Here is a 24,647-nt window from a genome sequence, read left to right as displayed (position 1 = left end):
TCGTACGAGGATGTCCGCATGTCAGACACGAAGATCCCGAACGCGAGCGAGGGCAGGAGCCCGCTGCCTCGCCAGGTCGCCGACGCCTACGTCGACGAACTCATCGCCCTCGACCCCATCAACGGCACGTTCCTCGGCGTCAAGGCCAGCCACAGCAGACTCCCGGACACCTCACCGGCGGGCCAGGACGCCGTCGCGGAGCTTGCGCGCACGACGCTCGCCCGGCTCGACGACGCGGAGCGTACGCCCGGAGCCGACAGTGACGCCGAGCGCCGGTGTGCGCGGCTGCTGCGCGAACGGCTCACCGCCGAACTCGCCGTGCACGAGGCCGACGAGGGGCTGCGCGCGGTCGGAAATCTGCACACGGTGCCGCACGCGGTGCGCGAGATCTTCACGGTGACGCCCATGGAGACGGACGAGGACTGGGCGGCGATCGCCGAGCGGCTGCGGGCCGTGCCGGCCGCGTACGAGGGCTATCGGGCCTCGCTCGAACTGGGCCTGGAGCGCAAGCTGTTCGCGGCTCCGCGCCCCACCGCCACCTTCATCGGGCAGCTCGGCGAGTGGGCGGGTCCCGGCGGCAGCGAGGGCCGCGGCTGGTTCGAGGAGTTCGCCGCGGACGGCCCCGACGCGCTGCGCGCCGAACTGGACGACGCGGCGCGGGCCGCCACCGCGTCGGTCGTGGCGCTGCGCGACTGGATGCGGGACGTGTACGCGCCCGCGATCGAGGGCGCTGCGGACACGGTGGGCCGCGAACGCTACGCCCGCTGGTCCCGCTACTTCAACGGCGCCGACCTGGACCTCGACGAGGCGTACGCGTACGGCTGGTCCGAATTCCACCGGCTCCTGGCCGAGATGCGCACCGAGGCCGAGAAGATCCTGCCCGGCGCGGCCACGCCGTGGGTGGCGCTCGCCCACCTCGACGAGCACGGCACGCACATCGAGGGCGTGGAGGAGGCACGGGTCTGGCTCCAGGAGCTGATGGACGAGGCGATCGAGGCGCTGGACGGCACGCACTTCGACCTCGCCGCGCGGGTGCGCAGGGTGGAGTCCCGCATCGCCCCTCCGGGCGGCGCGGCGGCCCCGTACTACACCGGCCCGTCGGAGGACTTCTCGCGCCCCGGGCGGACCTGGCTGCCGACGATGGGCGAGACGCGTTTCCCCGTCTACGACCTGGTCTCCACCTGGTACCACGAGGGCGTGCCCGGCCATCACCTCCAGCTCGCCCAGTGGGCGCACGTCGCGGAGAACCTCTCGCGCTACCAGGCGACGATCGGCCTCGTCAGCGCCAACGCGGAGGGCTGGGCGCTGTACGCGGAGCGGCTCATGGACGAGCTCGGCTTCCTTAACGACGCCGAGCGCAGGCTGGGCTATCTGGACGCCCAGATGATGCGGGCGCTGCGCGTCATCGTCGACATCGGCATGCACCTGGAGCTGGAGATCCCGGCGGACGCGCCCTTCCACCCGGGCGAGCGCTGGACCCCTGACCTCGCGCAGGAGTTCTACGACGCGCACTGCAGCCGCCCCACGGAGTACGTGGAGAGCGAGATGACCCGCTATCTCTCCATCCCCGGCCAGGCCATCGGCTACAAGCTGGGCGAACGGGCCTGGCTGCTCGGCCGCGAGAGGGCACAGCGGCGCCTGGGCGAGGCGTTCGACGCGAAGGCGTGGCACATGGCCGCGTTGTCGCAGGGGTCGCTGGGGCTCGATGACCTGGTGGACGAGTTGTCGGCGCTCTAGAAGTGCGCGGCGCCCGCCACGCCGGGGGCGCCCGCCACCCCGTCTCAGCAGCCGCAGTCGTCCGCGTCCAGCGGGGCCGTCAGGGGGTCGGGCGTGCGGCGCTCGTCGCCCTCCCAGGTCTCGAAGGCGAAGCCCTCGCGGGCCCAGTACTCGAAGCCGCCCAGCATCTCCTTGACCTGGAAGCCCAGTTGGGCCAGGGCGAGGGCGGCGCGGGTGGCTCCGTTGCAGCCGGGGCCCCAGCAGTACGTGACGACGGGGACGGCCTTGTCGAGGAGTTGCTCGGCCTGCTCCGGGATGAGCGCGGTGGGCAGGTGGACGGCGCCCGGGATGTGCCCCTGGTCCCAGGACTCGGTCGAGCGGGAGTCGACCACGACGAAGCCGGGGTCGCCGTCGGCGGCGAGCGCCGAGGCGACGTCGGACACGTCGGCGTGGAAGGCGAGGCTCGCGCCGAAGTACGCGGCGGCGGCAGCCGGGGAGGCGGGGGCGACCCGCAGGACGGAGTTCGGGGCGTGCTGTGTCTTCGTCGTTGTGCTCATGGCCAAAAATCTACGGGCGAAGCCGCGGACCCAGAAGAGCCGATCACCGGCGTACCCCTTGATCAGCCGGGGATTCCCCTGTTACCTCTCCGTCATGACCGGTTATTCCACGGACGCCACCGACTGGCGCATCCTCGATGTCCTCCAGCGTGAGGGCCGCGCCAGCTACGCCGAGCTGGCGCGTGCCGTCTCCATGTCCGCAAGCGCCGTCACCGAACGGGTCCGCCGCCTTGAGGAGGCGGGCGTGATCCAGGGGTACGCGGCCGTGGTCGATCCGGAGCGGCTCGGCCTGCCCATCCTGGCGTTCGTGCGGCTGCGGTACCCGAACGGCCATTACAAGCCGTTCCACGACCTGGTCGAGACGACCCCCGAGGTCCTTGAGGCGCACCACGTCACCGGCGACGACTGTTTCGTGATCAAGGTCGCGGCACGCTCGATGAGCCACCTGGAGGAGGTCGCGGGGAAGATCGGCGCGCTGGGGTCCGTGACCACCAGCATCGTCTACTCCTCGCCCCTGCCGAGGCGCCCGCTGGGCCGCTGACCGCGCTCCCTCACACCCCGCCGCGCTGCCGTACGACAGACCCCGCGCGCCCCTTCTCGACCTCCAGCTGCGCGTGGACGCGGCGCCGCAGGTCCGCCACGTGGCTCACGATGCCGACGCTGCGGTCCCGCTCGCGCAGGGAGTCCAGTACGTCGAGGACTTCGTCGAGCGTCTGGTCGTCGAGGCTGCCGAAGCCCTCGTCGATGAAGAGCGTGTCGAGGCGTACGCCGCCCGCCTCGTCGGTGACGACGTCCGCGAGGCCGAGGGCGAGGGCGAGCGAGGCGAAGAAGGTCTCGCCGCCGGAGAGCGTGGACGTGTCGCGTTCGCGGCCCGTCCACGCGTCGACCACGTGCAGGCCGAGGCCCGAACGGCCGCGCCCCGTGCGGTCGTCGGAGTGGACGAGGGTGTAGCGGCCCGACGACATGCGCCGAAGGCGTGCGGTCGCCGCGGCGGCGACCTGTTCGAGCCGGGCGGCCAGGACGTAGGACTCCAGGCGCATCTTGCGTTCGTTGTCCGCCGACGTGCCCGCGGCCAGGCCCGCGAGGCGCGCCACGCGGTCGTACTCGGCGCGCAGCGGCGCGAGCCGCCGGGCCCCGGCGGCCGACCGCTCGGAGAGCCGGTCGAGTTCGGTGCAGCGCCGCGTGGCCGCGTCGAGCGCGGAGGCGGCGGCCCGGGCCAGCCCGTCGGCCTGCTCGGCGGCTTCCTGGGCGGCTCGCAGGTCGGCGGGCGGCTGCTGGGCCGCGGCGGCCGCGTCCGGCTCGGCGAGGAGCGAACGCACCGCCGCCTCTTCGTTCTGCCACGCGTCGATACGGTGCTGGAGCTCGCGGTGGCGCGCGTCGTCGAGCAGGGCTTCGGCCGCGGCCCTCGGCGTGTCGAACCCGGCGCGGAAGGCGGCGTCGGCGAGTCGCGCGTCGGCGTCCTTGAGCCGCTGGGCGGTGTCGTCGGCGACACGTGCGGCTTCCGCCGCCTCGCTCAGGAGCGCGGTCTGCCGCTCCAGCTGGGAGGCGCGGGCGGCGACACTGCCGCTTGCGCCCCGTGCGCGAGTCAACTCGACGTCCAGGGCCGCCTGTTCGCGGTCGAGGGTGTCCCGAAGAGCGGCGCGCGACGCGGCCCGCACGGCGGCCTCCTGCTGCACGGCGACCCTGCGGTCGTGCTCGCGCTCGGCCTGGGCGAGGGCCTCCCTGGCGGCATGCAGGCCCGACGCGCGGCCCCGCGCCTCGGCGTGTTCCCCTCGCACCTTCTCGACAAATGCGGCGAGTTGCTCGACCGAGGGGCCTTCCGGGAGCGCCCTGGCCGCCGATCGACCGCCGTCCGAGTCCTCGGTGGCGGCGTCCGCCTCGGTGGCGGCGTCCCCGCCGGACGATCCGAGCGCCGCCGCCCCGGCCGCCGCCAGCGACTCGCGCACCTCGCCGAGGTGCCGCTCCTGCTCCGTGCGCCGCTCCTCCGCCTGCCGGTACGCGGCGAGCGCCGACTCCTCCGTGGCGTGGTCGACATGACCTGCGGTCTTCGGTGCGGGCGCGGGGTGTTCGGTGGCTCCGCAGACCGCGCAGGGGGCGCCGTCGCTGAGGCCCGCGGCCAGTTCCGCCGCGATGCCGGTGAGGCGCTGTTCCTTCAGGGTCAGCCAGTGTTCGTGGGCCGTGGTGGCGTGCTCGCGGGCCGCGAGGGCGCGTTCGTGGGCGGCGGTCGCCTCCTGGGCGAGTCGGTCGCGACGGCGGGCCGCGTCCAACCGGCCCTGAGCGGGCTCCAGTTGTCCCGCGAGGTGCTCCGCGCACGTGGCCGCTTCCTGGGCGGAATCGATGCGCTCCTGGAGTGCGGTCCGGTTCGCGTCCCAGCCCTCCAGCCAGTCCGCCGCCTCGCGCAGCAGCTCGCCGTCGGCGCGCTCCTCGCGCTCCAAGGAGGCACGCTCCGTGGCGAGTTCGGCGAGGCGCCGCTCGGCGCGCCGGGCGGAATCGAGGCCGCCGAGCTCTTCGGCTGCCTTGCGCGCGGCGGCGGCGAGCCCCGACGCGCCGGAGTCGGCGAACGTGGCGGGCAGGTGGCTGCGCGCGCGTGCCTCTTCGGCGGTCGCGCGGCGGTGCTCCTCCTCGGCGGCCCGGCGAAGCCCAAGCGTGGGGGCGACCGTCTCGGCCTTGCGCGCCCGGTCCATCCGGGTCTGCCTCTCCCGGTGTTCCTCCGCGCGCTCCTCAAGGCGCGCGGCACGCTCCTGCGCCTGGTCGAACCGCCTTTGCAGCCGGTCGAGCTCGCGTACGTCGTCCAGTCGGCGCCCCGCGGCGGCCTGCACGGATTCCGCGGCCGTGAGAGCGCACCCGGCGATCGTGCGCCGTTCGCGGGCGTCGGCGCGGGCTACGGCGGCCCAGGCGAGGACGGACTCGGCGAGCCCGGGATCGCCGGGCGAAAGCTCCGGCAGCGGCGACTCGGCGTTCTCAGGGGCCTCAAGGGTGCCCCCTGCGGCCTGCTGCATCCGGTGCGCGTCGGCGAGGAGCTCCCTGTCGCCTTCCCGCACCGCGCCCTCGGCATCGCGCCGCTGCTCGGCGAGTCGCTGCTCGACCGCGGCGAACCTGCGCGTGTCGAAGAGCCGCCCGAGCAGTTTGCCGCGGGCCTCGGCGTCGGCCCGCAGGAAGCGCGCGAAGTCGCCCTGGGGCAACAGCACCACCTGGCAGAACTGCTCCTTGCTCATGCCGAGCAGCTGGGTGATCTCCTCGCCGATCTCCTGGTGGGAGCGGCTGAGGTCCTTCCACGCGCCGCCGTCGTCGGCCGCGTCGTACTCCCGGAGCCAGCTCTGCGCCTTCTCCATGGTGGTGCCGGTGCCGCGCTTCTTCGGGCGCTCCCACGGCGGCTGCCGGGTGACCTCCAACCGGCGCCCCGCCACGGTGAGTTCGAGGCACACCTCCGTCCGCACGGCGGGCTGCGCGTGGTCGCTGCGCAGGGTCACGCCCTGGCCGCTGCCCTGCCGGGGTCCCGGCACCGAGCCGTACAGGCCGTAGCAGACGGCGTCCAGGACCGAGGTCTTCCCGGCGCCGGTCGGACCGTGCAGCAGGAAGAGCCCGGCGGCGGAGAGCTCGTCGAAGTCGATGTCCTGGGTGGTGCCGAAGGGGCCGAACGCGGTGATCCGGAGCCGGTGCAGCCTCATCGGGCCACCTCGCGCACCGTGTCGTCGGTGCGCACGGTGTCGAACGCCGCCCGCAGCACCGCCTGTTCGGGCACGTCGGGTCCCGCGCCCCGCACATGGGTCACGAAGTCCTCCGCGATCTGCTGGTCGCTGCGGCCCTTCAGACGCTGGGCGTACGAGACGTCCGGGTCCTCGGGGGTGCGTTCCGGGTCGAAGACGAGGCTGAGGGTGTGCGGGAAGCGCTCGCAGAGGCGGGCCATCGGGTCGTCGGGGCGCACCGGGTCGGTGAGCGTCGCCTCGACCCAGGCCTCCTCGTGGCGGGCGAGGTCCGGATCGGCGAGCAGCGTCTCGATGTCGCCCCGGATGCGGGCGAGCGGGCGCGGCACCGGGCAGTCGATCCGCTCGGCCTCGACCTCTCCCGTCGCGCCGAGGTCGACGAGCCACATGCTCTTGCGGTGCGTGGACTCGGAGAACGAGTACGGCAGCGGGGAGCCCGAGTAGCGGACGCGCTCGCTGAGGGCCTGGCTGCCGTGCAGGTGGCCGAGGGCCACGTAGTCGACGCCGTCGAAGACGCCGGAGGGCACGGCGGCCACCCCGCCGATCGTGATGTCCCGCTCGCTGTCGCTTGCCTCGCCGCCGGTGACGAAGGCGTGGGCGAGGACGACGGAACGAGTGCCCTTCGCCCGGGCGGTCAGGTCGGCGCGCACCCGGTCCATGGCGGCGCCGAGCACCGCCTCGTGGCCCGCCCGCTTCACCCCGAACTCGTCCTTGACCAGCGCCGGTTCGAGGTAGGGCAGGCCGTAGAACGCCACGTCCCCGTGGGCGTCGGCCAGGACCACCGGGTCCGCGCAGGCGGCGGGCGCGGTGCGCAGGTGGATGCCCGCGCGGCCGATGAGTCCGGCACCGACACCGAGGCGGCGCGCCGAGTCGTGGTTGCCGGAGATCATCACCGTCGGGACGCCGAGGTCCGCGAGCCGGTGCAGCGCGTGGTCGAAGAGCTCGACGGCGGCGAGCGGGGGCACCGCCCTGTCGTACACGTCGCCGGACACGACGACGGCGTCCACCTCGCGCTCACGCGCCGTGGCGACGAGGTGGCCGATGAACTCGGCCTGGGCGCCGAGCATGTTCACGCGGTGGAACGACCGGCCCAGATGCCAGTCGGACGTGTGCAGAATTCTCAAGACGCCGCTCCGGCCCGCATGCTCGCTCAACCCCTCCTGTGCCGCGGATCCAGCACCGCCCCAGCACGGGCCTCGCCGACAGCACCCACCACGCTAGCGCCTGTCGGCACCTGCTCGATCACGAACCTCAATCTGCCACCGGTGACGACGGCGGTTGCGCGGACTGCGAGGTGGGCGGCTGCTCCTGTTGCGAGGAGGGTGTCTGCGGCACGGACGAGGCAGGCGGCGAGGAGGGCTCGCCGGATGACGGGGGCGGGGACGAGGAGGAGGACGTGGAGGCCGACGGAGACGGCTCCGTCACCGGCGGTTCGGTCTTCGTGTCGCCGGCGCCCGTGTCGCCCTTGTCACGTTCGAACCAGTCGCCGCTCTTCGGGTCGTACATGACGAACACGTTCACGACCTGGACGGCGGGCGCCACGACCACGACGTTCGACGACTGGTATCCGGGCCACGCGTCGCCCGTCCGCTTCGGGGTCTTCTGCGCGACGGGCGGCAGCAGCGGGTTTCCGCAGGCGCAGCGCACGCGCGGCACACCACGGTCGTCGACGAGCACGGCGGTGCCCGCCTGGAGGACGGCCTGGTAGGAGGTGGGGGCGCCGTCGCGGTAGCCGTGGTTGGTGACGCGCGTGTCCATGCGCAGTTGCACGGGCGTGAGCGCCCGCAGGTAGGCGGGGACGGCTGCCGCGTCGATGTCGAGGACCGACGCGAACGCCTTGTTCTTCGCCGGGTCCTTCTTGAGGGCGGTGACCTGCTGCTCCACGTCGCAGCTTCCGACCTTCCGCGTCCCGCCGTAGAGGCCGGGGGCGGAGCCGTCGACGCCGCGCGTCACATTGGCCGATGCCGATGAGCTCGGCAGCGCGCTCGGTGACGCGGGCGTGGCGTCGTCCCGTGCCGTCGACTCGGTGAAGGGGTCGGGGCCCGACTTCGCCGCGGGCTGGAGGATGACCTCGCCGCCGGCGTCCTTGGTGCCGTCCGAGCTGTCGGGCCGCGTGAGTACGACGGTCAGCACGACCGCGGCCACGATCACGAGGGAGATCGCCGCCACGCGCGGCGCCGACCTCCACCAGGGGCGGTCCGGCTCCGGGCCCCCGCCGGGACCCTCCTCCGGGCTCGCGCCGCCGGGAGGGCCGCCCGGAGTGTCACCCGGAGGGCCGCTCGGCGGACCGCCCGGGGGCGGCGACGGCCGGTCCCCGCTGGGCGGTGGCGTCGAACCTGTCTGGGTCTCCCCCGGCTGCGAAGGGCCCGAGAGCGGGCCTGACGGGGGTCCTGTGGGGCGTCCTGACGACGGCGGTTCGACGCTCACGAACACTTCTTCCCTGGGTAGGGGGCCTGCTGCGGCACGCGTATCCGGTCACCTTTCGACCGCTCCGCACTCATAAATCCGTTACGCGCCTATTGTCTGTCCCGGCTCCCGGGGACCCGCAAGCCGACGCGGTCGGCCCTCCCGACGGGCGGGCGGCCCCGGCGCTGCTTAGCGTGACAACGTGAGCCACCAGACACCGCCTGAGCGGGCAGGAGCGCAACGCGCCCAGCAGAGCCGGCGGGCCCCCCACGGCTGGCCCCACGCCTTGGTCACCGTGCTCGCCGCGCTGGTGGCCATGGCCGTCGTCGCCGCGCTCGGCCTGTGGGCCGCCGGGGCGGCGGACCTGCCGGACGGCGCGTTCCCCAGCGTCGTCGCGGCCGTCGTGGTGATGGCGGTCGGCGGCTCCGTCGGACTCTCCGGCGACGCCGGGGCCATCGCCGAGACGAACGCGGGGCTCTCCGTGCTCCCCCTCTCGGTCACCCTCGCCGGAGCTCTGGTGGTCGGTGCCGGATTCCTCAGGCCGCTGCGGCACCGGGCCGTCGCCGACGCGAAGGAACTCGTCGGCTGGGCCGCCCGGTTCGCGGTGCTCTGGATCCTGCTCCTCATCGGCCTTGGCCTGCTGGCCCGCCACCGGTTCACGATCTCGCTCGGGGAGGGGGACGCGGCCGACGTCGGTGACCTGCTGGGCGCGGGATCGCCCAAGGTCGGCTTCGAGACCGATGTGCCGCTGACCCTCGTGTTCGGGCTGCTGTGGCTGGTGGGCGTCCTCGCCGTGGCGCTGCTGGTCTCGCGCGGGGCCCCGCTCCCCGGCCGCCTGGTGCGGTTCCAGGAGTCGGTGCGTCCGGCTGCCTACGCCATGGTGGTCCTGCTGCTCGCGTACGTCGCCCTGGGGCTGGTCATCGGCCTGGTCGTGGCGGCGACCAAGGGGCATGCCGCCGAGACGCTCGCGGTGCTGCTGCTGGGGCTGCCCAATCTCGTCTGGCTCGCGTTCACCCTGGGGCTCGGCGCGTCCTGGGAAGGCCGCGTGGACGGGCCGTTCGGACTGCCCATGCCGCGTGTCCTGGACGACGTCCTGCGTACTCCGGACGACTCCACGCTCAGTCTGCGGACGCTCTCCGAGTACGACGGCCGGGTGTGGTGGCTCCTTGTCGTCGCGGCGGTCATGGTCCTGGGCGCCGCGTTCCTCATGGCCGCGCGCTCGCCCGCCCGGATGCGGGCCTGGCAGCACGCCGTGCACATGGCGGTGGCGCTGGCCCTCACCGTGCTCGCCGTGTGTCTGCTCGCCCGCCTCTCCGCCCACTACGGCCTGTCGCTCCTGGGCATCGGGGATCTCGGCGGCGGCCTGTCCGGCCTGGTGAAGCTGGATCCGCGGCTGGGTACCGCGCTGATCCTCGCCGTGGCCTGGGGCCTGGTCACCGGGTTCATCGGCGGCCTGCTCGCGCGGCGGGTCCACCGGCGCGGCGACGTGGCGGACGACGGGCCGTCACAGCCCGAGAGACCTTAGCCGGGCAGCCGCCGGAAGACGGGCCGTGCCCAGTCCGGCGGCTCCGGGGGCGCTCCCGGGTCCTGCCGGGCGCCCACGACGTGGACGTCCACCTGTGTCGGGGGGTGCCCCTCCGCGCTTCCGGTGACCGCTGCCCGCAGTGCGGCCGCGAACTCCAGGCAGGAGCCGTACCGGTCGTCCGGGCTCTTGGCCAGGGCCTTCGCGAGGACGCCGTCGAGCGCCGCGGGGACCTCGGGGCGCTTCTCGGTCAGGCGGGGCGGCTGGTCGTACTGGTGGGCCCAGAGCAGGGCCATGTCGTCGTCGCGCTGGAAGGGCGGGCCGCCGGACATGGTCTCGTGGACGACGCAGGCCAGGCTGTAGACGTCGCATCTGCCGTCCACGGGACGGCCCGAGATCTGCTCCGGCGCCACGTAGTCGAGGGTGCCGACGAACTGCCCGACGGTGGTGAAACCGGTCAGCGAAAGGGACTTCTTCGTCAGGCCGAAGTCCGTGAGGTAGACGTGCTCAGGGTGGTCGCTGTCCGTGCCCTTGGCCACGAGGATGTTGCCGGGCTTGACGTCGCGGTGGACCAGGCCGTGGTCGTGGGCCGCGTCGAGCGCGGACGCGACCTGCGCGGCGATGCGGAGGGCGGCTCCGACGGGGAGCGGGCCCGATTCGTCGAGCAGGTGGCGCAGGTCGAGCCCGGGAACGTACCGCATGGCGATGTAGAGCAGACCGTCCGTCTCGCCCGCCTCGAAGACCGGCACGATGTGCGGGTGCTCGATCGCGGCGGCCACGCGCGACTCGTGCGTGAAGCGCTGCCGGAACGTGTCGTTGCGTGCGAGCTCGGGGGCGAGCAGCTTGAGGGCGACGGTCCGGCCGAGCCGCAGATCCTTGGCGCGATAGACGACGGCCATGCCGCCGCGCCCGATCTCACGCTCGACGCGGTAGCCCGCGATCTGCCTCCCGACCAGGTCGGAGGGCCGCCCGGAGGGGGGACTCGCGCTCGCCGACACGTCGTCGCGCGGTGCGGTCCCCATCAGGCGTCACCGGGCCGAAGGGGCGGATCGGGGTCGCCCGTGACGGGCGGGATGCGACGGGTGGCTTCTTCGCCGTACGGATCAGGATCGGAAGCGGGATCGAGGCGGGAACTCGCACTGGGGACGGCTTCAACCACTTGCGTAGGCTCCGCCGCGCCACTCAAGGGCGCGTCACGACGGGCGCTGTCTTCACGGGGTGACGCGTGCGCCGCGCCCACGACCCGCGTCGCCTCCGGACTCACCGCGCCACCCGAGCCCACGCCCCGACCACTCGCCGACCCCACCTCACTCACGGGCGCCACCCGACGGGCGCCGTCCTCGCCATAAGCCACCTGCGCCACACCCTCCCCAGCCGCAGGCACGACCTGCGTCGCCCCCGGCCCCCCAGCGCCGGACCGCTCATCCGCCTGCCTCACACCACCGGACCCCACACCCCCACCGCCCACCGCCCCCACCTCACTCACGGGCGCCACCCGACGGGCGCCGTCCTCGCCATAAGCCACCTGCGCCACACCCTCCCCAGCCGCAGGCACGACCTGCGTCGCCCCCGGCCCCCCAGCGCCGGACGGCTCATCCGCCTCCACCACCCGCGTCGGCTCCGGGCTCACCGCATCACCCGAGGCCACACCCCCGCCGCTCACCGGCCCCGTCCCGTTCGCGGCGGGCTGTGCGCTCGGGGGCTCCCCCGCCGCGTACGTGCTCAGGCGTGTCCCGTCGCAGTACACCCACCGCTCGTGTTCCGCGTCGTAGAGCCACATCGACTCGCCGTCCACCACCATGCCCACCCGCAGTCCGTGCGTCCGGCTGCGGAAGGACTCTCCGTCGGTGCCGCCGGTCGCCAGGTCCTGCGTCGCGCGGCGGTAGCTGCCCAGCGCCTCCTCCGTTCTCGCGAGGAGCGGGCCGGGATCCGCCGTGCGGGTCAGGGGCTGGCCCGCTGCCGGAGGGTCGCGGGGTACGGCGATCAGGAGGCGGGCGTCGATCCAGGCCGACCAGCCGTTGGCGCACACGATCCGGCCCCAGTCGCCGAGCCGGTCGGCCAGGTGCACGGGCAGCAGCGCGTCGAGCGGCGTCGTCGGGCGGTTCACGTCCGGCGCCTCCCAGGCGGGCAGCCCGTCCTGGGGGACGACATGTGTGGGCCGGAAGTCGGCGGTGGTCATCCCGTCCGCCCCTACTTCCGCATGACGGCGGGTTCGTGCCGTCGCAGGAGCCTGGCGACCGCGTATCCGAAGACGACGCAGAGAGCCACCAGCATGCCCATGTTGAGCAGCCAGACACCCGCCGAGTGGCGGAACAGCGGATCGGCCGTCAGCTCACCGGGCACGATCCTGCCGAGGCCGATGGTCCCCGCCATCGCGCCCAGCGCCCACCGCGAGGGCACGAGCCACGCCAGCTGCTCGACGCCGGGCACTCCGTTGAGCTTCAGGAGCGCGCCGCAGAACACCACCTGGACGATGGCCAGGAGCACCAGCAGCGGCATCGTCACCTCTTCCTTGCGCACCAGGGCCGAGACCAGGAGCCCCAGCATCATGGCCGTGAACGCGAGGAGGGCCACCGCCAGGGTGATCTCGGCGAGCGGCGGCAGCAGCACGCCCTCGCCGCCGGGTGCGTTGAGATCGACGCCGAGCAGCGCCACCAGGGTCAGCACGACGGCCTGCAGCACGGTGATCGTTCCCAGGACGACGACCTTGGACATCAGGTACGCCGATCTGGAGAGCCCCACGGCCCGTTCGCGCCGGTAGATGACGCGCTCCTTGACCAGTTCCCGCACCGCGTTGGCCGCGCCGGTCAGGACTCCGCCGACGCACAGGATGAGCAGCGCGTTCATCGCCGTCTCCTGCGTCAGTTTGCTCCCGGCCAGCGCGCGGGCCATGGCACCCATCACGAACGGCAGCGCGACCATGATCGCGAGGAACGTCCGGTCCGCGCCGAGCGCGGCCGCGTACCGCCGCACCAGCGTCCGCAGCTGGGAGCCCCAGCTCTGCGCCTTCGGCGGCGGCGCGTAGCCCGCGGCCGGAGCCGCGGCCCCCTGCGGCAGGTAAGGCTGCGCGGAGGCGTTGACGATGTACTGCTGGTGGAAAGGCGAGCGCCGGTACTCCCCGGCCCAGTCCCGGTCGCGGTCCCCCTCGAAGGCCTCGAACGCCTCGGGCCACTCCTCGAAGCCGAAGAACGGCAGCGCGTCCTGCGGCGGACCGTAGTAGGCGATTCTGCCGCCCGCCGCGAGCACGAGGAGCCGGTCGCAGCCGTCGAGGCTGAGCACACTGTGCGTGACGACGATGACCGTACGGCCGTCGTCGGCGAGGCCGCGCAGCATGTGCATCACCGAGCGGTCCATGCCGGGGTCGAGCCCGGACGTCGGCTCGTCCAGGAAGAGCAGGGACGGCTTGGTGAGGAGTTCGAGGGCGACGCTCACGCGCTTGCGCTGTCCGCCGGAGAGGCTGTGGATGGGCTGGTCGACGCGCTGCTCCAGGCCGAGCTCACGGATGACCTCGTCGACCCTGGCCCGGCGTTCCGCCTTCTCGGTGTCCTGGGGGAAGCGCAGTTCGGCAGCGTACCCGAGGGCACGGCGCACGGTGAGCTGCGCGTGCAGGATGTCGTCCTGCGGCACGAGACCGATGCGCTGGCGGAGCTCGGCGTAGTCGCGGTAGAGGTCGCGGCCGTCGTAGAGGACGGTGCCGTCGTCGGCGGGGCGCAGGCCGGTGAGGGCGTTGAGGAGGGTGGACTTCCCGGCGCCGCTGGGACCGACCACGGCGAGCAGGCACTTCTCGCCGACGGGGAAGGAGATCTTGTCGAGGAGCGTCTTGCGGCCCTTGTCGACGGCGACCGTCAGCTCCTGGACGTCGAGCGACACCTCGCCCGTGTCGACGTACTCCTGCAGCTCGTCGCCGACGAGACAGTACGCACGGTGGCCGACGCCGACGATGTCCCCGGGCAGGACCGGGGCCCGCGAGACCGGCTGGCCGTTGAGGTAGGTGCCGTTGTGGCTGCCGAGGTCCACGATCTCGTACGCGCCGTCCGCCAAGACCCGCAGTTCGGCGTGGCGGCGGGAGACGACCAGGTCGTCGATGACCAGGTCGCTGTCGGCGGCGCGGCCGATGCGGACGGTACGGGCGGGCAGCGGGCGCACGGTCGTGGGCTGCCGGAAGGTGCCGGTGGCCGACGGGGTGCGGACGGCGGACGGGCGCTCGGGAGCGGCCGGCGGGGGTGGTGCCCGGCCGACGAGCACCGCGCGCGGGCCGTCCGCGACGCTGCCGAAGCGCAGAACGCTGCCGGGTCCGACGCCCCACTCGTGGATGCGCCGCCCGTCGGCGTAGGTGCCGTTCGTGCTGTGCTCGTCCTCGATCGTCCAGTGGTCGAGCTCGGCGTGGAGGACGGCGTGGTGCCAGGAGACGCGGGCATCGTCGATGACGATGTCGCTCAGTGGATCGCGCCCGACGTGATAGTCCCGGCTCGGACTCATCACGGTGGAACCGGTATCGGTCTCCAGGACGAGTTCGGGCGCAGTCGGCGCTCCAGGCCGCTCTCCCATGCCCGAATTCTACCCATTCGGACGCATTCACGCCTGGGGTCGATGGCCGCAGCCGGGGCCAAGCGCCCCACCGGGCGCCCCGCCGGGAGCCCCGCCGAGCATCAGGCGTCCCCGTACGCCTCCCCGCCGAGCTCGAACACCGCGCTGCCCGCGGTCGCGTCCGCGAGCCAGGCCGTGAAGGCCTCCACGTCGGCGTCGGGCAGGCCGATCTCGATGGTCACCGCGTCCCCGTAACGGACGTCACGCACCTCGCGCCCCGCCGACCGCAGATCGTTCTGGATCTTGCCCGCGCGCTGGTGGTCGACCGTGACGGTGGCGAGCCTGAAGCGCCTGCGGGTCAGCGTGCCGACCGCGTCGAGCGCCTCGCCGACCGCTCCTCCGTAGGCCCTGATCAGCCCGCCCGCGCCGAGCTTGACCCCTCCGTAGTAGCGGGTCACGACGGCGACGACGTACCGCATGTCGCGGCGAAGCAGCATCTGGAGCATCGGCACACCGGCGGTCCCGCCGGGCTCGCCGTCGTCGCTGGCCTTCTGCACCCCGGCATCGGCCCCGATGACGTACGCGAAGCAGTTGTGCGACGCGGACGGGTGCTCCTTGCGGATGCGCGCGACGAAGTCCTGGGCCTCGCCCTCGGTGGCCGCGGGCGCGAGGGCGCACAGGAAGCGCGAGCGGTTGATCTCGGTCTCGTGCACGGCCTCGCGGGCCACTGTGCGGTACTCGTCGTGCATCACGCCAGGGTAGGCCCCCGCGCAGGCCACGACCCCGGTACGGTGATCCGTTGTGACGTCACCTTCGAATCGCATACGCCAAGTCCCCCGCGGTACCGACGTGTTGGAGTCGCTGCTCGCCGCTGCGCCCGTCACCGTCGTGGAGACCCGCGAGGACCCGGCCGATCCCTTCCTGTTCCCCGAGGAGGCGAACGTCGTGGCGCGGGCCGTGGACAAGCGGCGCCGCGAATTCGCCACGGTCCGGCAGTGCGCCCGCAGCGCCCTGTCCGAACTCGGCATACCGCCCGTGCCGATCCTGCCGGGCCCCAAGGGCGCACCGCGCTGGCCCGACGGCATCGTCGGCAGCATGACGCACTGCGCGGGCTACCGCGCCGCGGTCGTGGCCCGGTCCTCGGCGGTCCGGTCCATCGGCATCGACGCGGAGCCGGCCGCTCCGCTCGCCGACGCCGACGTCCTGAAGCTGGTCTCGGACGAGACGGAGCGCGCGGCCCTCGCCGGCCTCGGCATCCGGCATCCGGACGTCCCCTGGGACCGGCTGCTCTTCAGCGCCAAGGAGTCCGTCTACAAGACGTGGTTCCCGCTCACCGGGCGCTGGCTCGGCTTCGAGGACGCCCGCCTCGACCTCGATCCGGACGGCACGTTCAGCGCGGCGCTCCTCGTCCCCGGGCCGCGCGTGGCGGGCCGCGAGCTGACGGGGTTCCGGGGCACCTGGCGGATACGGGACGGCATCGCCGTCACCGCCATCGTCCTGCCGCTCACTCCTGCGGAGTCCGGTACGTAGGGACGCCGCCCAGCCACGTGCCGAGCACCCGCACATGCCGGATGGCCATCGGGTCGACCGCGCGCGGGTCGGCGGAGAGCAGGACCAGATCCGCGGGCGCACCGGGCACGAGCGCGACGCGGTCGTCGGCGCCCGCCTGATGGGCGACGCCGCTGGTGGCCGCGGCAAGGGCCTGCTCGACGGTGAGCCGCTGGTGCGGGGTCCAGCCGTCCCGCGGCATCCCGTCGAACGTGCGCCTGGTGACGGCGACTTGGATGCCCTCCAGCGGCTCGTGCGAGCTGACGGGCCAGTCGCTGCCGAAGGAGAGCCGCACCCCGTCGCGCGCCAACTCCCCCATGGGGTACTGCCGGTCGGACCGTTCGGCGCCGATCCGCGGCATCGACAGATCGGTCTGGAGCGGGTCGGGCTGCGCCCACAGGGGTTCGAAGTTGGCGATGACGCCGAGCGCGGCGAAGCGCGGCAGGTCGGCCGGGTCGACGAGCTGGACGTGAGTGATCACGGGCCGCCGGTCCCAGGCCGGATTGGCGAGGACCGCGGACTCAACCGCATCGAGCGCGGCCCGTACGCCCGCGTCCCCGATGGCGTGGATGTGTGTCTGGAAGCCGTCGGCGTCGAACGCGCACACCGCTTCGGCGAGCGCGCGCGGCTCCCACACCGGCATGCCGCAGCTGTGCGGCGCGTCCAGATAGGGGTCGAGCAGCGCGGCCGTGCCGCCCTCGATCACGCCGTCGCTGAAGTACTTCACCGTGCGCGCCGACAGCAGCGGGCCTCCCTCCGCCGCCACGCGCCCGCGCACCGCGTCGAACTGCTCCCGCTGTTTGCGCCAGTGGTCGGGGTCGGCGCGCTGGGCCAGGTCGACGCGGACGCTCAGGGCGTCGTGCCGGACCGCCGCGAGGTAGGCCTCGACCATCTCCGGTTCGACCCAGGCGTCCTGCACCCAGGTGATGCCCGCGCGCGCGTACGTCCGACCGGCGCGGCGCACGGCTTCGACCAGTTCGGCCTCGTCGCGGGCCGGCACCTGGTCGAGCACCAGGTCGCAGGCGTGCCACTCGCGCAGGGTGCCCATGGGTGAGCCGTCGGGGCGCCGGACGATCCAGCCGAGGCGCGGATCCGGCGTCGCGTCCCGCACGCCGGCCCGGCGCAGCGCCTCCGTGTTGCACCACACCGTGTGGTAGTCGTACGCCCGCAGCACGACGGGCCGCCCGGCCACCGCCGCGTCGAGCCACCGTGCGTCGAACTCGCCGCCGGGCGCGAGCGCGGGGTCGTAGGACGCGCCGACGATCCACTCCGCCTCCGGGTGCGCGGCGGCCCACCGTCCGACCTCAGCGACGATCGCGTCGACCGAGGTGAGGTCCTTGATCTGCGGCCCGAAGCTCTCCAGACCGCCGAAGAGGGGATGGGCGTGCCCGTCACCGAAGGCGGCGAGGAGCAGCCCGTCCCCCAACTCGACCACGTCGTCCGCCACTTCGGCGAGCGCGCGGGCCTCACCCCCGAGCGCGACGACGCGTCCGTCGCGCACGGCGAGTGCCGTGGTGTCCGGGTCGGCCTCGCTTCCGGTGCGCACCGCCCCCAAGAACACCCGCGTTCCCGTCTCTTCCCTCATGCCGCCCTGCCCCTCCGTCACACGCTCTCGGCGTCCACCGTCGTCAGCCGTTCGTACGCCCGCGGATCACGCCGCCGGATCCACCGGGCCCTTGCCACTCCCGCCGCGAACAGGACGGGCAGCGGTGCGACGAGTGCCGCGTTGACGCCGTTCGAAGCCCCCGTCAGGAGATCGAGGTTGGCACACACCAGGGCGATCAGTACCGCGAGGCCCGCGCAGGCGGTCAGCGGGGCCGCGACCACCCGCCAGGCGGGCATGCCCCTGCGCTCGCGCCGGAAGAATCCGTACACCGCGAGCGCGGCGAGCGCCTGAAGCAGCATCACGCCGAGGATTCCGGCGCCGTTGCTCCACAGGAAGGTGACGGTGTAGGGGTCCGCACCGCTGACGACGGTGACGGCGACCACGGCCAGCGCGATGGCCGACTGCGTCACGACCGCTGTCACGGGGGCCCGCGTCTTCGGGGACACGGCGGCGAGGCGGCGCGGCAGCAGACCTTCGCGGCCCAGGGCGTAGAAGTAGCGGGCGGCGCCGTTGTGGAAGGCGAGCGTCGCGGCGAAGGCGCTGGTGATGATCAGTACGTCCATGGCGTCGGCGGCCCAGGCCCCGGCGAACCGCTCGGTGGCCGTGAAGACCATGTCGGCGCCGCCCTCCCCGTTGGCGATGTCCTGGGCGCGGTCGGCTCCGTGGGCGTTGATGATCATCCACACCGTGAAGGTGTAGAAGAGCGCGAGGAACGCCACGGCGATGTACATGGCGCGCGGCACCGTCCGCGCCGGCTCCCTCGCCTCCTCCGCGTAGATGGCCGTCGCCTCGAACCCGACGAAGGCGCCGACGGCGAGCACGAACATGCCGCCGACGCCCGATCCGCCCAGGTGCTCCGGGGAGAGCGTGCCCAGGTCGAGCCCGCGCGGCCCGCCGCCGTGCGCGAGCAGCCCGGCCTCGAAGACCAGCAGCACGAGGACTTCGAGGACCAGCGCCGCACCGAGGACCTTGGCGCTGAACGTGACCTTCAGATAGCCGAGCACACCGATGGCGACGAGCCCGGCGAGCGCCCAGATCCACCAGGCGACGCGTACCCCGGTCAGGTCCTCGAACCCGGACTCGGTGAACCACCCGAAGGCGACGAGCAGTCCGACCTCGATGGCGTTGTACGAGAAGAGCGCGACGTAGGCGGACCCCGCCCCCGCCGGGCGTCCGAGACCGCGGCCGATGTAGGCGTAGAAGGCTCCGGCGTTGCGGACGAAGCGGCTCATCGCGGTGAATCCGGCCGCGAAGACGATGAGCAGCAGCCCCGACATCAGATAGCCCAGCGGCGCCGCCTCCCCCGCCATGCCGATCGCCAGCGGGGCCACTGCGGCCATCACGGTCAGCGGCGCGGCCGCGGCCACGACGAAGAAGACGAGATCGCCGGTGCCGACGGCGCCGCCGCTCAGGCCCTTGGCGGCGCGGGAGGTGGGTGCGGTCACGCGGACACTCCAAGAGGTCGGGCACGCAGGTCCGAAAACTAAAGTCTTTAGTCCGGGCTTGGCAGGACCGTACTCTGCACTCGGGCGGCCGTGAAGACCGCGTCCGAAGAAGGGAGTTGCCAGGCCATGGGCAGAGGGAGACCTCGCATACCGGTGCTCAGCGCCGACCTGATAGCGCGGGAGGCCCTCGCGCTGATCGACGCCGAGGGGGCCGCCGCGTTCAGCCTGTCCCGCCTGGCCGAGCGGCTCGGGGTGAAGACCGCCTCGCTCTACAACCATCTGGACGGCCGTGCCGAGGTCATCGAGGGCGTACGGCGCAGAATCGTCGAGGAGATGGACGTCTCCGCCTTCGACACGCTGCCGTGGCCCGACGCCCTTGCCGCGTGGGCCCGTTCGTACCGCGACGCCTTCGCCGCGCACCCGCACGCGATCGACCTGCTGGCCACCACGACCATCAGCTCGCCGGCCACGCTCAGCATGTACGAGGCGGTCGTCGCGGCGCTGGCCCGTGGCGGCTGGCCGCAGGAACGTCTGGTCGCGGCGCTGACCAGCGTCGAGTCCTTCCTCCTCGGCTCGGCGCTCGACCTCGTGGCGCCGCCGCTGATGATCGACCCCGCCGGACACGCGCCCCGGGTGCCCGTCCTGGCGGCCGCCCTGGGCAGTGCGGTCGGCGGTGACAAGGCGGGGCGGGCCGAGGAGGCGTTCGCGGCCGGGCTCGACGCGCTGGTCCGCGGCCTCGTGGCTCAACTCGCGGAGTTCCGCGGGGAGTAGAACCCCCGGTGAGTTCCGGGGGCGCGCGTGAGGGCGATCAGAGATCGCGCGCCGGGTCGGCGAGCGTCTCCCAGAACATCGCCTCGTAGCGTTGCAGCAGCTTGCCGTGGCGCAGAGCGGTCCCTGTCGCGTCCAGGCCCCGGTCCATGCCCGCGCGCACCGCGGCGAGCGCCTGCTGCTCCAGGTCGGGCGCGGGCTCCGCGAAGAAGGCGAAGAACGCGCAGGCCTCGTCGCTGAAGCCGTAGTGGGCAGGCAGCGCCTGGGCCAGCGTCGCGCAACAGGCGCCCCAGGCAGCGAAGTTGGCGGTCAGGGCGAGGACCACGTCGACGGGGGTGCCGTTCAGGGCGAGCCAGGCCACGTACGCCGGATAGGCCTGGCAGCCGGCGCGCGGTTCGTACGCGTCGGCGTCGGCCTTGTCCACGCCGCACGCCGCGACCAGGGCGCCGAGCCGTTCGAAGGCGAGCGTCTCGCCTTCGGCGAGGGTGCGGAAGACGGCCGCGCACTCGGATTCCCCCGCGGCGGCCGAGCGTTCGGCCAGGTGCAGGAAGGAGCGGCGGTCGGCGGGGATCACGGAGCGCTGCTCCAGAGCGAGAGCGGTGATCGCGGAACGGTGGGCGGTGCCGTCCGCGAACCGCGGGACGAGTGGGTTGGCCGCCGGGTCCGGTGCGAGCCGCGCGGCCACGGCGTCGAGCAGGTCCTGTGCGGTCCGTGTCATCGTCCGTCCTGTCTGCCGTCGGCGGAACTTCTCGGCACTCCTGTTAGTTTCTACACTGCTGTAGAAACAAGAAATCAACGTACGGAGCTCTCATGGCCCTGTGGGACCGCGTCAAGGAATCCGCATCGACGATGCAGACCCAGCTCATGGCGAAGAAGAACGACCTCAAGAGCGGCGCCTTCCGCGACTCCAGTATGGCGATGTGCGCCCTCGTGGCGGCCGCTGACGGCTCGATCGACCCGTCCGAGCGACAGCGCGTGGCCCAGCTCATCGCCACCAACGAAGTGCTGCAGAACTTCTCCGCCGACGAGTTGCGCCACCGCTTCGAGGAGTACGTCGACAAGCTGACCGCCGACTTCGCGTTCGGCAAGGTCAGCGTGTTGCAGGAGGTCGCCAAGGCGAAGAGGAAGCCCGCCGAGGCGCGCGCCGTGATCCAGATCGGCATCGTCATCGGCGGCGCGGACGGCGACTTCGACCGGACGGAGCGGGCCGTCGTGCGGGAGGCATGCTTCGCGCTCGACCTGCCGCCGCACGAGTTCGACCTCTGAACCACCGCCGCCGGAGGGGCTCGCGGTGCGGCCGCCCAGGTGGCGGGCCGCCTCCGTTCACCGCGAGCCCTCGGGTCGCAGGCCCGCTACACCGCGCCCGTCGGCCCCAGGAGCCCCCGCAGCATCCGCTCGTCGTCGGCCGAGAGCGCGGTGACGAAACTGGCGAGGACGGCCCCGCGGTCGCGTTCGCCGTCGAGCACCTTGCGCATCCGCAGCGCGGCGAGCCCCGCCCCGCCCGCCGCCGAACTCCACGCGAACGACCGGCCCACGCGCTCGCGCGTGACGGCACTCTTGGCCAGTAGCCGGGTCAGGATCGTCATCACCGTGGTGTACGCGAGATCCCCGCCGATACGTTCCTGCACCCAGGCCGCGTTCACGGGCCCCGCCGCGCCGTGCAGCGCCGCGAGCACCTGCGCCTCCAACTCGCCCTGCGCGCGCCGACGGAGGCGGGGCTGCCGCGCTCCGTGTTCGTGCCGCTCCATGCCCGTGTCCCTCCTGGATGCCCGGCCACCTGTCCCGACGGCTGCCCCGACGGCTGTCTTGACGGCTCTCTTGACGGCCCCTTGAGGAGCGCCACATCGTAACGGGACGCAGTACCGGGACGAGGTGCCGGGACGCGGCACACCGGTTACTTCTACAGTGCTGTAGATTTTCCACTCCGGCCCTGACCACGGCCGGTACGCACTTCACCTCAGGACATCAGGAGGACATCGTGGGAGTTTCCCTGGCCAAGGGCGGCAATGTCTCGCTCAGCAAGGAGGCCCCCGGCCTCACCGCCGTCCTGGTCGGCCTGGGCTGGGACGTCCGCACGACCACCGGCACGGACTACGACCTGGACGCGAGCGCACTGCTCTGCGACGAATCGGGGAAGGTCGTCTCCGACGAGCACTTCATCTTCTACAACAACCTCAAGAGCCCCGACGGTTCCGTCGAGCACACCGGCGACAACCTCACCGGCGAGGGCGAGGGCGACGACGAGGCCGTGAAGGTGAACCTCGCGGCGGTCCCCGGCACGATCACGAAGATCGTCTTCCCAGTCTCCATCCACGACGCCGAGAACCGCGGCCAGAGCTTCGGCCAGGTCCGCAACGCCTTCATCCGTGTGGTCAACCAGGCGGACAACGTGGAGATCGCCCGCTACGACCTCTCCGAGGACGCCTCGACCGAGACCGCCATGGTCTTCGGCGAGCTCTACCGCCACGGCACGGAGTGGAAATTCCGCGCGGTCGGCCAGGGTTATGCCAGTGGGCTGCGCGGCATCGCGTCGGACTTCGGCGTGAATGTCTGACGTACGCCCATCCACCATCGGCGGCAGAAGGAGCGGGACGTGTACGGCGATCCGGCAACAGTGCGCAAGATCCTGACGGAGCTCGGGGACACCTGGGCGGTCGTGGGCCTCTCCACGAACGAGGAACGAGCGGCGTACGGGGTCGCGGGCGTCCTGCAGCGCTACGGCAAGCGCATCGTCCCCATCCACCCGAAGGCCGAGACGGTGCACGGCGAGAAGGGCTACCCGTCCCTCTCCGCCGTGCCGTTCAAGATCGACGTCGTGGACGTCTTCCTCAACAGCGCCCTCGCGGGCCAGGCCGCCGAGGAAGCCGTCGCGATCGGCGCGCAGGCGGTCTGGTTCCAGCTGGGCGTCGTCGACGAGGCGGCGTACGAGCGGACGCGGGCGGCAGGCCTTGACATGGTGATGGACCGCTGCCCGGCGATCGAACTGCCGATGCTGGGGTAGCGCTCCGCCGGGGGTGCGGCGCGGGTGGCGCGGGCCGGTGATCGACCCGCGGGCCGGTGGAGGCTCGTCGCGCGGTTCCCCGCGCCCTTGACGGGGCGCGGGGAACCCCACCGTCACCCCACCCGCCGCAGCGCCCTCTCCCGTCGCGCCGCCACGCTGGAGCCCGACTCCCTGCGTGCCATGCGGCGCAGCACGACGGGGGCCACGAGCAGGCCGAGCACGGCCCAGGCCCCGAGCACCCCGGCCGTCTCCCAGTGCCGCCAGGATGCGGCGATCTCGATGGCGGCCGCGCCGTCCGGCAGCAGGGCCGAACGCATGCCGAGACCGAGCCAGTAGATGGGGAACGCCTGAGCGACCCATTGCAGCCAGTCCGGCATCGCGGTGATCGGGTAGAAGATGCCGGAGATCGCGATCATGCCCAGGACCGGCAGCTGGATCAGGCCCTGACTGCGCGCGCTGGTGAACACCGAGCCGAGGACCGCGCCGATGGGCAGGGTCGCGACCATGCCCAGGAGAAGGACCCAGGTCAGCGTCGCCCAGGAGCCGGGGCCGCCGATCGCGAGGCCCCCGACGACGAAGATCCCCGGAATCAGCAGGATCGCCAGGTCGGCGAGCAGGCCGCCCGCCACGGAGACGACCTTGCCGATGAGGTAGCCCGGCATCCCGTTCGGCGTCGCCTTGGCGCGCAGCAGGGTGCCGTCCTCGCGTTCGGCGGTGAGCGCCTGGCTCATGCTGACCATGCCCATCGCGGCGTTCATGCCCAGGATGCTCGGCAGGGCGAGGGTCCCCAGCAGGAGTCCGCTGGTGCCGAACGCCGTGTCCCGCAGGAAGAACAGGACGGTCAGCATCAGGACCGGCCAGAGCAGATGCGACAGCACGTCACCGCCGTTGGTGAAGGACTGCCGCAGTTCGATCAGGCCACGGCTCCAGCCCGCACGGACCGCCACGCTCGCCGCCTTCACTGTGCCACCGCCTTTGCGGCCCCGTACGCCGTCCCCGTCTCGCCCTGGCCTCGGACCAACGCCAGATAGGTGTCCTCCAACGAGGCCCTGCGGACCTCCAGTTCGCCCACTCCATCGCCGTACTCACGGAACAACTCACGGACGAACGCCGTCGATTCGGCCGTCGACTTCACGAAGTGCCGCCCCTCGCACGTCCAGCGCACCTCGTCCTCGCCCGCGATCCGCCGCGCAAGGTCGTCCGCCGAACCGTCCGCGATGATCCGTCCCCCGGAGAGGATCATGATGCGGTCGGCGAGCCTGCCCGCCTCGTGCAGGTCGTGCGTGGTGAGCAGGATCGTGGTCTCGTGATCGTCGGCGAGGCGGTGCACGAGTTCGTGGAACTCCTGCCTGGCCTCCGGGTCGAAGCCCGCGGTGGGCTCGTCCAGGAACAGCAGTTCCGGTCGGCCCACGATGCCGATCGCCACGTCCAGCCTGCGCCGCTGGCCGCCGGACAACGTCTTGATCTTCTTGCCCGCGTGCGCGGTCAGGCCGACCGCCGCCATGAGCTCATCGGTGTCCCACGGCCGCCGGATCGTGCCGGTGGAGTAGGGGGCGTAGTACGTCCCGAGGTGCGCGAGCAGCTCGCGCACCCGCCACTTGCCGTGGTCGCGCCAGGACTGCAGGACGACCCCGATGCGCGCACGCCATGCCTCGGTGCCGAGCGCCGGGTCCGTGCCTAGCACCCTGACCCGGCCCGCCGAGCGCATGCGGAACCCTTCCAAGATCTCGATGGTGGTGGTCTTGCCCGCCCCGTTGGGCCCGAGCAGGGCGACCACTTCGCCGTGCCGGGCCCGGAACGTCACGTCGCGCAGCACGTCCGCCGTGCCGTAGCGCATGCGCAGCCCC

General features: G+C 72.9%; 21 protein-coding genes and 1 pseudogene. 8 read left to right on the top strand and 14 right to left on the bottom strand.

Annotation, left to right across the window (positions count from 1 at the left end; genetic code table 11):
* The first annotated feature begins 18 nt into the window (after positions 1-18).
* Positions 19-1,737 (top strand): DUF885 domain-containing protein, encoded by a 1,719-nt coding sequence (locus M4V62_RS35840; RefSeq protein ID WP_249591335.1) that lies wholly within the window; start codon positions 19-21, stop codon positions 1,735-1,737.
* A gap of 44 nt (positions 1,738-1,781) precedes the next feature.
* On the opposite strand, the gene M4V62_RS35835 is transcribed toward M4V62_RS35840, so the two are convergent.
* The gene (locus M4V62_RS35835; protein ID WP_249591334.1) at positions 1,782-2,273 is read right to left on the bottom strand and encodes a rhodanese-like domain-containing protein; all 492 of its coding nucleotides are present in this window, start codon (positions 2,271-2,273) and stop codon (positions 1,782-1,784) included.
* 94 nt (positions 2,274-2,367) lie between these two features.
* Here M4V62_RS35835 and M4V62_RS35830 point away from each other — a divergent pair, with 94 nt between their 5' ends.
* Entirely contained in the window at positions 2,368-2,814 is a 447-nt protein-coding gene (locus M4V62_RS35830) for an Lrp/AsnC family transcriptional regulator (RefSeq protein WP_249591333.1), read from the top strand.
* 10 nt (positions 2,815-2,824) lie between these two features.
* Here M4V62_RS35830 and M4V62_RS35825 read toward each other — a convergent pair whose 3' ends face one another.
* From M4V62_RS35825 to M4V62_RS35815, 3 genes are all read right to left on the bottom strand, one after another.
* On the bottom strand, positions 2,825-5,941 hold the full coding sequence (locus M4V62_RS35825; RefSeq protein WP_249591332.1) for an AAA family ATPase: 3,117 nt from the start codon (positions 5,939-5,941) through the stop codon (positions 2,825-2,827).
* A complete protein-coding gene (locus M4V62_RS35820) occupies positions 5,938-7,101 on the bottom strand; it encodes an exonuclease SbcCD subunit D (protein ID WP_249591331.1) in 1,164 nt (387 codons plus the stop codon). The genes M4V62_RS35825 and M4V62_RS35820 overlap by 4 nt, the downstream gene beginning before the upstream one ends.
* A 127-nt stretch (positions 7,102-7,228) precedes the next feature.
* On the bottom strand, positions 7,229-8,404 hold the full coding sequence (locus M4V62_RS35815) for a DUF6777 domain-containing protein (RefSeq protein ID WP_249591330.1): 1,176 nt from the start codon (positions 8,402-8,404) through the stop codon (positions 7,229-7,231).
* Between the two features lie 181 nt (positions 8,405-8,585).
* Between M4V62_RS35815 and M4V62_RS35810 the strand changes: the two genes are divergently transcribed.
* Positions 8,586-9,908 carry a streptophobe family protein gene (locus tag M4V62_RS35810; protein WP_249591329.1) on the top strand — a complete coding sequence of 441 codons (1,323 nt, stop codon included), beginning with the start codon at positions 8,586-8,588 and terminating at the stop codon, positions 9,906-9,908.
* On the opposite strand, the gene M4V62_RS35805 is transcribed toward M4V62_RS35810, so the two are convergent.
* The 4 genes and pseudogenes from M4V62_RS35805 to M4V62_RS35790 form a co-directional block, all read right to left on the bottom strand.
* Positions 9,905-10,927 carry a serine/threonine-protein kinase gene (locus tag M4V62_RS35805; protein ID WP_249591328.1) on the bottom strand — a complete coding sequence of 341 codons (1,023 nt, stop codon included), beginning with the start codon at positions 10,925-10,927 and terminating at the stop codon, positions 9,905-9,907. The genes M4V62_RS35810 and M4V62_RS35805 overlap by 4 nt on opposite strands.
* 557 nt (positions 10,928-11,484) lie before the next feature.
* Positions 11,485-12,084, bottom strand: a pseudogene (locus M4V62_RS35800) (hypothetical protein); the annotation flags it as partial.
* A gap of 11 nt (positions 12,085-12,095) precedes the next feature.
* Positions 12,096-14,453 carry an FHA domain-containing protein gene (locus tag M4V62_RS35795; RefSeq protein WP_249591327.1) on the bottom strand — a complete coding sequence of 786 codons (2,358 nt, stop codon included), beginning with the start codon at positions 14,451-14,453 and terminating at the stop codon, positions 12,096-12,098.
* A 101-nt stretch (positions 14,454-14,554) separates the two neighbouring features.
* On the bottom strand, positions 14,555-15,181 hold the full coding sequence (locus M4V62_RS35790) for a YigZ family protein (protein ID WP_249591326.1): 627 nt from the start codon (positions 15,179-15,181) through the stop codon (positions 14,555-14,557).
* Between the two features lie 100 nt (positions 15,182-15,281).
* Between M4V62_RS35790 and M4V62_RS35785 the strand changes: the two genes are divergently transcribed.
* Positions 15,282-15,962, top strand: coding sequence for a 4'-phosphopantetheinyl transferase family protein (locus tag M4V62_RS35785; RefSeq protein WP_249591325.1), 681 nt, complete (start codon positions 15,282-15,284; stop codon positions 15,960-15,962).
* Here M4V62_RS35785 and M4V62_RS35780 read toward each other — a convergent pair.
* Positions 15,937-17,565, bottom strand: coding sequence for an amidohydrolase (locus M4V62_RS35780; RefSeq protein ID WP_249591324.1), 1,629 nt, complete (start codon positions 17,563-17,565; stop codon positions 15,937-15,939). The genes M4V62_RS35785 and M4V62_RS35780 overlap by 26 nt on opposite strands.
* A gap of 17 nt (positions 17,566-17,582) precedes the next feature.
* Positions 17,583-19,031, bottom strand: a complete 1,449-nt coding sequence (locus M4V62_RS35775; protein WP_249591323.1) for an APC family permease — start codon at positions 19,029-19,031, stop codon at positions 17,583-17,585.
* Between the two features lie 126 nt (positions 19,032-19,157).
* On the opposite strand from M4V62_RS35775, the gene M4V62_RS35770 reads away from it, so the two are divergent.
* Positions 19,158-19,802 (top strand): TetR/AcrR family transcriptional regulator, encoded by a 645-nt coding sequence (locus M4V62_RS35770; protein WP_249591322.1) that lies wholly within the window; start codon positions 19,158-19,160, stop codon positions 19,800-19,802.
* A 37-nt stretch (positions 19,803-19,839) separates the two neighbouring features.
* Here the strand turns inward: M4V62_RS35770 and M4V62_RS35765 are convergent, their stop codons facing one another.
* Positions 19,840-20,517, bottom strand: coding sequence for a TenA family protein (locus tag M4V62_RS35765; protein ID WP_249591321.1), 678 nt, complete (start codon positions 20,515-20,517; stop codon positions 19,840-19,842).
* 92 nt (positions 20,518-20,609) lie between these two features.
* On the opposite strand from M4V62_RS35765, the gene M4V62_RS35760 reads away from it, so the two are divergent.
* Positions 20,610-21,065, top strand: a complete 456-nt coding sequence (locus M4V62_RS35760; protein ID WP_249591320.1) for a tellurite resistance TerB family protein — start codon at positions 20,610-20,612, stop codon at positions 21,063-21,065.
* A gap of 86 nt (positions 21,066-21,151) precedes the next feature.
* Here M4V62_RS35760 and M4V62_RS35755 read toward each other — a convergent pair whose 3' ends face one another.
* On the bottom strand, positions 21,152-21,547 hold the full coding sequence (locus M4V62_RS35755; protein ID WP_249591319.1) for a BlaI/MecI/CopY family transcriptional regulator: 396 nt from the start codon (positions 21,545-21,547) through the stop codon (positions 21,152-21,154).
* Between the two features lie 230 nt (positions 21,548-21,777).
* On the opposite strand from M4V62_RS35755, the gene M4V62_RS35750 reads away from it, so the two are divergent.
* Together M4V62_RS35750 and M4V62_RS35745 are read left to right on the top strand one after the other, a co-directional pair.
* A complete protein-coding gene (locus tag M4V62_RS35750) occupies positions 21,778-22,353 on the top strand; it encodes a TerD family protein (RefSeq protein ID WP_249591318.1) in 576 nt (191 codons plus the stop codon).
* A gap of 39 nt (positions 22,354-22,392) precedes the next feature.
* Entirely contained in the window at positions 22,393-22,800 is a 408-nt protein-coding gene (locus tag M4V62_RS35745) for a CoA-binding protein (RefSeq protein ID WP_249591317.1), read from the top strand.
* A 113-nt stretch (positions 22,801-22,913) separates the two neighbouring features.
* Here M4V62_RS35745 and M4V62_RS35740 read toward each other — a convergent pair whose 3' ends face one another.
* Together M4V62_RS35740 and M4V62_RS35735 are read right to left on the bottom strand one after the other, a co-directional pair.
* The gene (locus M4V62_RS35740; RefSeq protein ID WP_249591316.1) at positions 22,914-23,747 is read right to left on the bottom strand and encodes an ABC transporter permease; all 834 of its coding nucleotides are present in this window, start codon (positions 23,745-23,747) and stop codon (positions 22,914-22,916) included.
* 11 nt (positions 23,748-23,758) lie between these two features.
* Entirely contained in the window at positions 23,759-24,637 is an 879-nt protein-coding gene (locus tag M4V62_RS35735; protein WP_249593152.1) for an ABC transporter ATP-binding protein, read from the bottom strand.
* Positions 24,638-24,647 lie beyond the last annotated feature (10 nt).

Origin of the sequence: Streptomyces durmitorensis (assembly GCF_023498005.1) — a bacterium.
GTDB classification, from domain to species: domain Bacteria; phylum Actinomycetota; class Actinomycetes; order Streptomycetales; family Streptomycetaceae; genus Streptomyces; species Streptomyces durmitorensis.
The sequence above is the reverse complement of the archived record's forward strand: the minus strand, read 5'-3'. Positions and strand labels throughout refer to the sequence as shown.

Excerpts from the sequence above, each read along its gene's own strand:
- M4V62_RS35840 (WP_249591335.1), top strand. The coding sequence starts at position 19 with ATGTCAGACACGAAGATCCCGAACGCGAGCGAGGGCAGGAGCCCGCTG.
- M4V62_RS35835 (WP_249591334.1), bottom strand. The coding sequence starts at position 2,273 with ATGAGCACAACGACGAAGACACAGCACGCCCCGAACTCCGTCCTGCGG.
- M4V62_RS35830 (WP_249591333.1), top strand. The coding sequence starts at position 2,368 with ATGACCGGTTATTCCACGGACGCCACCGACTGGCGCATCCTCGATGTC.
- M4V62_RS35825 (WP_249591332.1), bottom strand. The coding sequence starts at position 5,941 with ATGAGGCTGCACCGGCTCCGGATCACCGCGTTCGGCCCCTTCGGCACC.
- M4V62_RS35805 (WP_249591328.1), bottom strand. The coding sequence starts at position 10,927 with ATGGGGACCGCACCGCGCGACGACGTGTCGGCGAGCGCGAGTCCCCCC.
- M4V62_RS35795 (WP_249591327.1), bottom strand. The coding sequence starts at position 14,453 with ATGGGAGAGCGGCCTGGAGCGCCGACTGCGCCCGAACTCGTCCTGGAG.
- M4V62_RS35790 (WP_249591326.1), bottom strand. The coding sequence starts at position 15,181 with ATGCACGACGAGTACCGCACAGTGGCCCGCGAGGCCGTGCACGAGACC.
- M4V62_RS35780 (WP_249591324.1), bottom strand. The coding sequence starts at position 17,565 with ATGAGGGAAGAGACGGGAACGCGGGTGTTCTTGGGGGCGGTGCGCACC.
- M4V62_RS35770 (WP_249591322.1), top strand. The coding sequence starts at position 19,158 with ATGGGCAGAGGGAGACCTCGCATACCGGTGCTCAGCGCCGACCTGATA.
- M4V62_RS35765 (WP_249591321.1), bottom strand. The coding sequence starts at position 20,517 with ATGACACGGACCGCACAGGACCTGCTCGACGCCGTGGCCGCGCGGCTC.
- M4V62_RS35760 (WP_249591320.1), top strand. The coding sequence starts at position 20,610 with ATGGCCCTGTGGGACCGCGTCAAGGAATCCGCATCGACGATGCAGACC.
- M4V62_RS35755 (WP_249591319.1), bottom strand. The coding sequence starts at position 21,547 with ATGGAGCGGCACGAACACGGAGCGCGGCAGCCCCGCCTCCGTCGGCGC.
- M4V62_RS35735 (WP_249593152.1), bottom strand. The coding sequence starts at position 24,637 with ATGCGCTACGGCACGGCGGACGTGCTGCGCGACGTGACGTTCCGGGCC.